At 70.5% G+C, this 9,093-nt stretch carries 9 protein-coding genes; all 9 read left to right on the top strand.

All coding sequences use genetic code 11. The features are described 5' to 3' along the window. Nucleotides 1-807: 807 nt before the first annotated feature. Genes AOK15_RS14525 through AOK15_RS14485 form a run of 9 tightly spaced genes read left to right on the top strand, consistent with a single transcriptional unit; the run spans nt 808 to nt 8,881 of the window. Nucleotides 808-1,659 carry a fumarylacetoacetate hydrolase family protein gene (locus AOK15_RS14525; RefSeq protein ID WP_055516658.1) on the top strand — a complete coding sequence of 284 codons (852 nt, stop codon included), beginning with the start codon at nt 808-810 and terminating at the stop codon, nt 1,657-1,659. Between the two features lie 14 nt (nt 1,660-1,673). Next, complete coding sequence (locus AOK15_RS14520) at nt 1,674-3,011, top strand: enolase C-terminal domain-like protein (protein ID WP_055516656.1); 1,338 nt, start codon at nt 1,674-1,676, stop codon at nt 3,009-3,011. Next, on the top strand, nt 3,008-3,766 hold the full coding sequence (locus AOK15_RS14515) for an SDR family NAD(P)-dependent oxidoreductase (protein WP_055516654.1): 759 nt from the start codon (nt 3,008-3,010) through the stop codon (nt 3,764-3,766). Before AOK15_RS14520 ends, AOK15_RS14515 begins: the two co-directional genes overlap by 4 nt. Further along, nucleotides 3,763-4,809: an aldo/keto reductase gene (locus tag AOK15_RS14510; RefSeq protein ID WP_055516652.1), complete on the top strand. Its 1,047-nt coding sequence runs from the start codon at nt 3,763-3,765 to the stop codon at nt 4,807-4,809. The genes AOK15_RS14515 and AOK15_RS14510 overlap by 4 nt, the downstream gene beginning before the upstream one ends. Beyond that, nucleotides 4,806-5,117, top strand: coding sequence for an L-rhamnose mutarotase (locus AOK15_RS14505; protein ID WP_055516650.1), 312 nt, complete (start codon nt 4,806-4,808; stop codon nt 5,115-5,117). Before AOK15_RS14510 ends, AOK15_RS14505 begins: the two co-directional genes overlap by 4 nt. Beyond that, nucleotides 5,114-6,022 carry an amidohydrolase family protein gene (locus tag AOK15_RS14500; protein ID WP_055516647.1) on the top strand — a complete coding sequence of 303 codons (909 nt, stop codon included), beginning with the start codon at nt 5,114-5,116 and terminating at the stop codon, nt 6,020-6,022. The genes AOK15_RS14505 and AOK15_RS14500 overlap by 4 nt, the downstream gene beginning before the upstream one ends. Beyond that, on the top strand, nt 6,013-6,753 hold the full coding sequence (locus AOK15_RS14495; protein WP_055516645.1) for a (Fe-S)-binding protein: 741 nt from the start codon (nt 6,013-6,015) through the stop codon (nt 6,751-6,753). Before AOK15_RS14500 ends, AOK15_RS14495 begins: the two co-directional genes overlap by 10 nt. After that, on the top strand, nt 6,750-8,249 hold the full coding sequence (locus tag AOK15_RS14490) for a LutB/LldF family L-lactate oxidation iron-sulfur protein (protein WP_055516642.1): 1,500 nt from the start codon (nt 6,750-6,752) through the stop codon (nt 8,247-8,249). Before AOK15_RS14495 ends, AOK15_RS14490 begins: the two co-directional genes overlap by 4 nt. After that, entirely contained in the window at nt 8,246-8,881 is a 636-nt protein-coding gene (locus tag AOK15_RS14485; RefSeq protein ID WP_055516640.1) for a LutC/YkgG family protein, read from the top strand. The genes AOK15_RS14490 and AOK15_RS14485 overlap by 4 nt, the downstream gene beginning before the upstream one ends. The last annotated feature ends 212 nt before the right edge of the window (nt 8,882-9,093 follow it).

Raw genomic sequence — 9,093 nt, 5'->3', positions numbered from 1 at the left:
GTGGCGTACCGCCTGGGGGAGGGGCGGGGGTGCCGTCCGGGCAGATGTCCATCCGAGGCATGGAGGGTGCCCGGATCGTGCCCGAAGAGAAGCGGAATGAGGGTCAGCCGATGACCGCGGTCATGGAAGTGAAGCCTCCGCTTGGATGCGGGTGAAACCCCGCACCCCGTGTTGCGGACCATTCCTCCGATGTATCTCGGTCGTCGAGGACGTTACGACGACGTTGCCGAGATTGACAAGAGTTCACGGCCAGTGATTTGCGGGATATCGCGCCGCGAGACGTCGAGGTGCTGTCCTGGCTTCGGGGACTGCGCGTCGTCACCTCGTCTGACCTGAGGTTTCATGGTCCCGCGAGTTACGGGGAACCCTTGGCGGCATCTCACGATTCGGCAACGGCGTCGCCCGAACTGGCGGGTGACAGGGCGGGGTGGCCGACGCGGAGAGCCGTGTTCCCCCGTGTCCCGACTGGCGGCGGCGTTGATCTTGCTGTCATCAGCGGAGATAGCTGACGGCCGCGGCTTAGGATTCATCGGATGGCGAGTCGCGTGCCGCCCTCACGACCTCGCGCGACCATGGGAGATGTGCCCCAGTGTGGGTGCTTGGCCGGCAGGGGCGAGGAAATACATCCGAGGAATCCATTGTCATGTGCGGCTTCCGGGATCTAAGGTCGCTGCGTCGCCATACATCCGATGAATGTGCCCTCGATGTGGGAAGCCCAACGGAACGGTCCGGCTGGGACACAGGCGGCTTGGCCCTATCACGGCCGATCACCCCTCAGATGAATCCCGTACGGCAAGGGAGCTGCCAGTGAAACTGCTACGAGTCGGCGCCCCAGGACAGGAGCGGCCAGCCGTCCGTACCGACGAAGGCCGGCTGCTGGACCTGCGCTCAGTGACCCTGGACATCGACGGCGCCTTCCTCGCCTCCGGGGGAGTCGACCGGGCCCGCGTGGCCGTCGAGGCGGGAGAACTGCCCGAGCTGGACCCGGAGGGCCTGCGCATCGGCGCACCCCTCGCCCGCCCCGGCAAGATCGTCTGCGTCGGTCTGAACTACCGCGACCACGCCGCCGAAACCGGCCTGCCGATCCCGCCGCGTCCGGTGGTCTTCATGAAGGACCCGGGCACGGTCGTCGGCCCGTACGACGAGGTACTGATCCCCCGCGGGTCGGTGAAGACCGACTGGGAGGTCGAACTCGCGGTCGTCATCGGACAGCGGGCCCGCTACCTCGACGGACCGCAGGCCGCGCGGGACGTGATCGCGGGATACGCGATCAGCCATGACGTCTCGGAGCGTGAGTTCCAGCTGGAGTACTCGCCGCAGTGGGACCTGGGCAAGTCCTGCGAGACCTTCAACCCGCTCGGCCCGTGGCTGGTCACCGCCGACGAGGCCGGTGACCCGCAGAACCTCGGCCTGCACCTGAGCGTCAACGGCGTGAAGCGGCAGGACGGCCACACCAGCGACATGATCTTCCAGGTCGACCACATCGTGTCCTACCTGAGCCAGTACATGGTTCTGGAACCGGGTGACGTGATCAACACCGGTACGCCCGCAGGCGTGGCCCTGGGCCTTCCCGGCACTCCCTTCCTGCGCCCCGGCGACACCGTCGAGCTTTCTGTCGACGGCCTTGGCAGCCAGCGCCAGACCTTCGCCCAAGCGTGAAAGGCAGCATCACCTTGACTGCAACCTCCGCCCGGATCACCGCCGTCGACACCTACGACGTCCGCTTCCCCACCTCGCGGGAACTGGACGGCTCCGACGCGATGAACCCGGACCCCGACTACTCCGCCGCCTATGTCGTGCTGCGCACCGACGCCGGCGACGGATACGAAGGCCACGGCTTCACCTTCACGATCGGACGCGGCAACGATGTCCAGGTCGCCGCGATCGGCGCACTGCGGCACCACATCGTGGGCCGCTCAGTGGAGGAGCTGTGCGCCGACCCGGGCTCGGTCAACCGCGACCTGATCGGGGACAGCCAGCTGCGCTGGCTGGGTCCCGAGAAGGGCGTGATGCACATGGCGATCGGCGCGGTCGTCAATGCCGTGTGGGACCTGGCCGCCAAGCGCGCCGGGCAGCCGCTGTGGCGGCTGCTCGCCCACGCCGACCCCGAGTGGCTCGTCTCCCAGGTCGACTTCCGCTACATCGCCGACGCCCTCACACCCGAGGACGCCCTCCAACTGCTGCGCGAGGGCCGCACCGGGCTCGCGGAGCGGGAGTCCGTCCTGCTGGAGCGCGGCTACCCCGGCTACACCACCTCGCCCGGCTGGCTCGGCTACTCCGACGACAAGCTCACGCGGCTGGCCAAGCAGGCCGTCGCCGACGGCTTCACCCAGATCAAGCTGAAGGTGGGCGCCGACCTCGACGACGACGTCCGCCGCATGCGAGCCGCCCGCGCCGCCGTTGGCGAGGGGATCCGCATCGCCATAGACGCCAACCAGCGCTGGAACGTCGATGAGGCCGTCGAGTGGACCAACGCGCTCGCCGAGTTCGACCCGTACTGGATCGAGGAGCCCACCAGCCCCGACGACATCCTCGGCCACGCCACCGTTCGCAGGGGCGTCGCCCCGGTGAAGGTGGCCACCGGCGAACACGTGCAGAACCGCATCGTCTTCAAGCAGCTCCTCCAGGCCGGCGCCATCGACGTGCTCCAGATCGACGCGGCCCGGGTGGGAGGTGTCAACGAGAACCTCGCGATCCTGCTGCTCGCCGCGAAGTTCGGGGTGCCCGTCTGCCCGCACGCCGGTGGAGTGGGGCTGTGCGAGCTGGTGCAGCACCTGTCGATGTTCGACTACCTGGCACTGTCCGGCACCACCGACAACCGCGTCATCGAATTCGTCGACCACCTCCATGAGCACTTCACGGCGCCCGTGGTGATGCGCGACGGCCACTACACCGCGCCGCTGACCCCGGGCTTCTCCGCCACCATGCACGCCGAATCTCTCGCTGAATACCGTTACCCGGACGGCACCTTCTGGGCCGCCGACCTCGCTGGACCGGAGGAGGTGGCATGACCGGTCTGTCAGGACTCAGGGCCGTCGTCACCGGGGGCGCGTCCGGCATCGGGTTGGCCACGGCACGCTCACTCGCGGCGCAGGGCGCGGCAGTGGCCGTGCTCGACCTCGATCCCGGCGGCGTCAGCGAACCGCTGGTCGGTCTCCGGGCCGACGTGAGCGACGACGCCTCCGTGCGCGCCGCCGTGGAACAGGCCGTCGAGCGGCTCGGTGGGCTGGACATTCTCGTGAACAACGCAGGCATCGGCGCGGTGGGCAGCATCGAGGACAACCCGGACGAGCAGTGGCACCGGGTGATGGACGTCAACGTTCTCGGCATCGTGCGTGCTACGCGTGCCGCCCTGCCCCACCTGCGCCGCTCCGTGCACGCGGCGGTGGTCAACACATGCTCGATCGGCGCCACCGCGGGCCTGCCTCAGCGTGCCCTGTACTGCGCCAGCAAGGGCGCGGTCCTCTCACTGACTCTCGCCATGGCCGCCGACCACGTCCGCGAGGGCATCCGCGTCAACTGCGTCAACCCCGGGACCGCCGACACGCCATGGGTCGGCCGGCTGCTGGACGCGGCCGAAGACCCCGAGGCCGAGCGCGCGGCCCTCAACGCCCGCCAGCCCCTGGGCCGCCTGGTGACGGCCGACGAGGTCGCGGCCGCCATCGTCTACCTGGCCAGTCCCGCCGCGGCGTCCGTCACCGGCACCGCGCTCGCGGTGGACGGCGGCATGCAGGGCTTGCGGCTGCGCCCGGTGGAGCGATCGTGAGGACCACTACGCTGGGTGGCAGTTCGGTACCGGTCACGGAACTGGCGCTGGGCTGTGCCGCCCTTGGCAACCTCTTCCAGCCGGTCACCGACGAGGCCGCCCACGCCACGGTGGAGGCGGCCTGGGACGCAGGTATCCGGACCTTCGACACCGCGCCCCACTACGGTCTCGGCCTGTCGGAACGGCGGCTCGGCGGCGCGCTGCGCGACCGCCCCCGTGACACCTACACCCTCTCCACCAAGGTGGGCCGGCTTCTCGTGCCGAGCCCGGACGGCGGCGTGGGCGACGACCTTGCCCACGGCTTCGCCGTACCGGCCGCCCACCGCAGGGTCTGGGACTTCAGCGCCGACGGAGTCCTGCGCTCCCTGGAGGCCAGTCTCGAACGCCTGGGCCTCGACCACGTCGACGTGGTCCTGCTGCACGACCCCGATGACCACGCCGACCAGGCGCTGGACGAGGCCTACCCGGCCCTGGAGCGGCTGCGTACCGAAGGTGTGATCGGAGCGATCGGCGTCGGGATGAACCAGTCCGCGCTGCCCGCCCGGTTCATGCGCGAGACCGACATCGACGTGGTGCTGCTCGCCGGCCGCTACACCCTCCTCGAACAGGACGGGCTCACCGAACTGCTCCCGGAGGCGGCCGCCCGCGGCCGGAGCGTGGTGATCGGCGGGGTGTTCAACTCCGGGCTGCTGACGGCCCCCCGGCCCGACGCCACATACGACTACGCACCCGCTCCGCAGCCGGTCCTCGACCGGGCGCTGCGGCTCCTCGAGGTCTGCGAACACCACGGCGTGCCGCTGCGGGCCGCCGCGCTGCGCTTCCCGTTCGGCCATCGAGCGGTCGCGAGCGTCCTGACCGGCGCGCGCTCCCCCCAGGAGGTGCGCGACACGGTGGAGCAACTGCGGCGCCCCCTCCCGCACGCCCTGTGGGACGAACTGCGCGCCGAGGGACTGCTGGACCCGGACACCCCCGTCCCCGTGGCCGCGCCGACCGGGAAAGCCGTGCCGATCCGGGAAGCCACGCCGTCGAAGGAGCCGTCGTGAGGGTCGCCCTGCACACCAAGGTCCGCACTGACCGCGTCGAGGAGTACGAGGCCGCGCACCGGGAGGTGCCACAGGAACTCACCGCCGCGATCGGCGCCGCCGGGGTGAGCGAGTGGACGATCTGGCGCAGCGGGACGGACTTGTTCCACGTGCTGGAGGTCGAGGACTACCAGGCGATGATCGCCGAACTCGACAAGCTGCCCGTCAACATCGCCTGGCAGGCCCGGATGGCCGAACTGCTCGACGTCGTCCACGACTACTCCGCGCAGGGCGCGCACGCCTCACTCCCGGTGGTGTGGGAACTGTGACCGGTCCAAAGACCGTGCCCGGCATCGTGGACGCCCACCATCATGTGTGGGACCTGTCCGTCCGCGACCAGGACTGGATCAGCGGAGACGCACTCGCCCCGCTGCGACGCGACTTCACCCTCGCCGACCTGGCGCCTCAGGCCCGCGCGGCCGGTGTCACTGCCACCGTGCTGGTGCAGACGATCACCGTGCCGCAGGAGACCCCGGAGTTCCTGGCCCTGGCCGCCGACAGCGACCTGGTCGCCGGGGTCGTCGGCTGGACCGACCTGACCGCCCCCGACATCGCCGAGACCCTCGCGGGGCTGCGCGCGGGCCCCGGAGGTGAGTACCTGGTGGGTATCCGCCACCAGGTGCAGAGCGAGCCCGATCCACGCTGGCTCGTACGCCCCGACGTACTCCACGGCCTTTCCGCGGTCGCCGAGGCGGGACTCGTCTACGACCTCGTGGTGAAGCCCCAGCAGCTCGCGGCAGCCGCCGCGGCTGCGGAGCGCCTGCCAGACCTGACCTTCGTCCTCGACCACATCGGCAAGCCGCCCATCGCGTCCGGCTCCCTCGACCCCTGGGCCGAGGAGACCCGACGGCTGGCCACCCTCCCCAACACTCGCTGCAAACTCTCCGGCCTGGTCACCGAAGCCGACTGGGGTTCTTGGACCACACAGGATCTCAAGCCGTACGCCGACACCGTCCTCGACGCCTTCGGCCCGGACCGTCTGATGTTCGGCTCCGACTGGCCCGTCTGCAAGCTCGCCGCCGACTACGCCGAAGTCATCGCAGCAGCAGGTGAGTTGACGGCCCGGCTCACCCCCGCGGAACGCCACGAGGTCTTCACCGGCACCGCCGCGCGGACCTACGGCCTGACCGTCACCGGATCCCCCGGCCCACCCCAGGAAACACCATGCGCATAGCTCTCTTCATCACCTGCTTCAATGACACCATGTTCCCCCGCACCGGCCGCGCGGTGACCGAACTGCTGGAACGGCTCGGCCACACGGTGGAGTTCCCGCAGGCCCAGACCTGCTGCGGCCAGATGCACTTCAACACCGGCTACCGCCCCGAGACCCTCCCCATGGTCCGCCGCTTCGCCGAGGTCTTCGCGGGCTACGACGCCGTCGTCGCCCCCTCCGGCTCCTGCGCCGGCATGGTGCGCGACCACCACCGGGTGGTCGCCGCCCAGTACGGGGACACCGCCCTCACCGAGGCGGTCGACCAGGTGGCACCGACGGTGTACGAGCTGTCGGAACTCCTCGTCGACGTCCTCGGCGTCACCGACGTGGGCGCCTACTTCCCGCACCGGGTCACCTACCACCCGACCTGCCACTCGCTGCGCATGCTGCGGGTCGGCGACCGGCCGCTCAGGCTGCTGCGCGCGGTGAAGGGCATCGACCTCGTCGAGCTGCCCGCCGCCGACTCCTGCTGCGGCTTCGGCGGCACCTTCGCGCTGAAGAACGCGGACGTGTCCAACGCCATGCTGGCCGACAAGATGCGCCATGTCCTGGACACCGGCGCCGAATACCTGTGCGCGGGCGACAACTCCTGCCTCACGCACATCGGCGGCGGGCTGTCCCGGCTGCGCACCGGCGTCGGCACGATGCACCTGGCCGAGATCCTGGCCTCCACGGAAGGGGACACACGGTGAGCGACCGCGACAACGTCGTATGGCTGGGCACTCCGGCCTTTCCCGAGGCGGCGCGCGCCGCGCTGGCCGACACCCGGCTGCGCGCGAACCTGCGCCGTGCCACCGCAACCATCCGCGACAAGCGGCTGGCGGTCACCGCCGAACTCGACGACTGGGAGGAACTGCGCGAGCGGGCGGCGGCCGTCAAGCGCCACACCCTGCGCCACCTCGACCACCATCTGCTGCGGCTGGAGGAGGCGGTGACCGCCGCCGGCGGCACGGTCCACTGGGCCGCAGACGCCGCCGAGGCGAACGCCATCGTCACGCGGCTGGTCCAGGCGACCGGCGAGAGCGAGGTCGTCAAGGTCAAGTCGATGGCCACCCAGGAGATCGGCCTCAACGAGGCGCTCGCGGACGCGGGCATCCGCGCCTACGAGACCGATCTCGCCGAGCTCATCGTGCAGTTGGGCGGTGACCGCCCGTCCCACATCCTCGTACCCGCCATCCACCGGGGCCGCTCAGAGATCCGCGAGATCTTCCTTCGGGAGATGGGGGACTGGGGCAGACCGGCCCCCGACGGCCTCGGCGACGATCCACGCGATCTCGCCGAAGCCGCCCGGCTGCATCTGCGCGAGAAGTTCCTGCGGTGCAAGGTCGCCGTCTCCGGCGCCAACTTCGCGGCCGCCGACACCGGCACGGTGGTGGTCGTGGAGTCGGAGGGCAACGGACGGATGTGCCTGACCCTGCCGGACACCCTCATCACCGTCATGGGCATCGAGAAGGTTCTGCCCGCCTTCGCCGACCTGGACGTCTTCCTCCAACTGCTGCCACGGTCCTCGACCGGCGAGCGGATGAACCCGTACACCTCGCTGTGGACCGGCGTCACGGAGGGAGACGGGCCGCAGGACTTCCATCTGGTGCTGCTCGACAACGGCCGCACCGCCACCCTGGCCGACGAGGTGGGCCGGCAGGCCCTGTCCTGCATCCGCTGCTCGGCCTGCCTGAACGTCTGCCCGGTGTACGAGCGCACCGGCGGCCACGCCTACGGATCCGTGTACCCCGGACCGATCGGAGCCGTACTGACCCCGCAGCTCGTCGGAGTGGAGAACACGGCCTCACTGCCCTTCGCCTCGACCCTGTGCGGCGCCTGCTACGACGCCTGCCCCGTGAAGATCAACATTCCGGAGGTGCTGGTCCATCTGCGTGCCGAGGCCGTGGAGGCCAAACGCCGCAGCCGGCTCCTGCCCACGGCCGAGGCGCTGGCCATGAAGGCAGCCGGATGGGTCATGTCCTCTCCGAAGGGGCTCGCGGCAGCCCACCGGCTGGCCGCGCTCGGCGCCCGCCTCGTCGCCCGCGACGGCCTGATCGGCTCCCTGCCGGGTCCGCCGGCCCGCTGGACCGGCACCCGGGACACGCCGGCACCAGCCCAGGAGTCCCTGCGCGCGTGGTGGCGCCGCACCAAAGCCGTGAACGAAACACAAGGCCGTACGACGGCGGAAGAAGAGGGACGCCGATGAGCGGCCGCGACACCGTACTGCGGGCGGTCAGGAAAGCACTGACCGACGTACCCCGCTTCGAGAACCCCGGCGGCCCACGACCCCCACACGGTCACCCCACCGACCACACGGGGCCGGACATCGTCCAACTCTTCAGCGAACGCACCGCCGAATACCGCGCCACGGTGGTCCGCGTTCCGGCGGCACGTGCCGCTGCCGCGGTCGGGGACGCGCTGGCACGAACCGGAGCACGTGCGCTGGTCGTACCGCCGGGCCTGCCCGCCGATGTGATCCCCGAGGGACCCTGGACGCTGCTGGACGACACTTTGCCGCTGACGCCAGGACAGCTCGACGCGGCGGACGCGGTGCTCACCACCAGCGCGGCCGCCATCGCCGTCACTGGGACCGTCATCCTCGACCACGGCCCCGGCCAGGGCCGCCGGGCCCTGACCCTCCTGCCGGACCAGCACATCTGCCTGGTCCGCGAGGACCAGATCGCCCCCGACGTGCCCGAGGCGCTGAGCCGACTCGATCCGTACCGGCCCCTGACGCTGGTGTCCGGTCCCTCGGCGACCAGTGACATCGAGCTCGACCGGGTCGAGGGTGTGCACGGCCCGCGGACGCTGGACATCATCGTCGTCGCGGCCACGTAGCGGGCCTGATCGCCTGCCACGTCCCCGTCCTGGGGCCGGTGGGGTGCTGCTGATGGTGCCGGTGCCGTCGCCGACCTTGCCTCGCATGTGCCCGGCTGTCGCTGGGGCGGGCGCCGGGAGCCGCCCGTTCCCGTGGTCCCGGAACGGGCGGCTTACTGATCGTTTCAGAATGAGGCTCGTAGGCGGCGGAGACAGCTGAGGCTGCCAGCTGG

It is taken from the genome of Streptomyces ossamyceticus (assembly GCF_001418475.1).
GTDB lineage: Bacteria > Actinomycetota > Actinomycetes > Streptomycetales > Streptomycetaceae > Streptomyces > Streptomyces ossamyceticus.
Note: the sequence above shows the minus strand (reverse complement) of the source record. Positions and strands in the feature narration are given on the sequence as shown.

Coding starts and splice junctions, on each gene's coding strand:
- AOK15_RS14515 (WP_055516654.1), top strand. CDS start 3,008: ATGACCGGTCTGTCAGGACTCAGGGCCGTCGTCACCGGGGGCGCGTCC.
- AOK15_RS14495 (WP_055516645.1), top strand. CDS start 6,013: ATGCGCATAGCTCTCTTCATCACCTGCTTCAATGACACCATGTTCCCC.
- AOK15_RS14485 (WP_055516640.1), top strand. CDS start 8,246: ATGAGCGGCCGCGACACCGTACTGCGGGCGGTCAGGAAAGCACTGACC.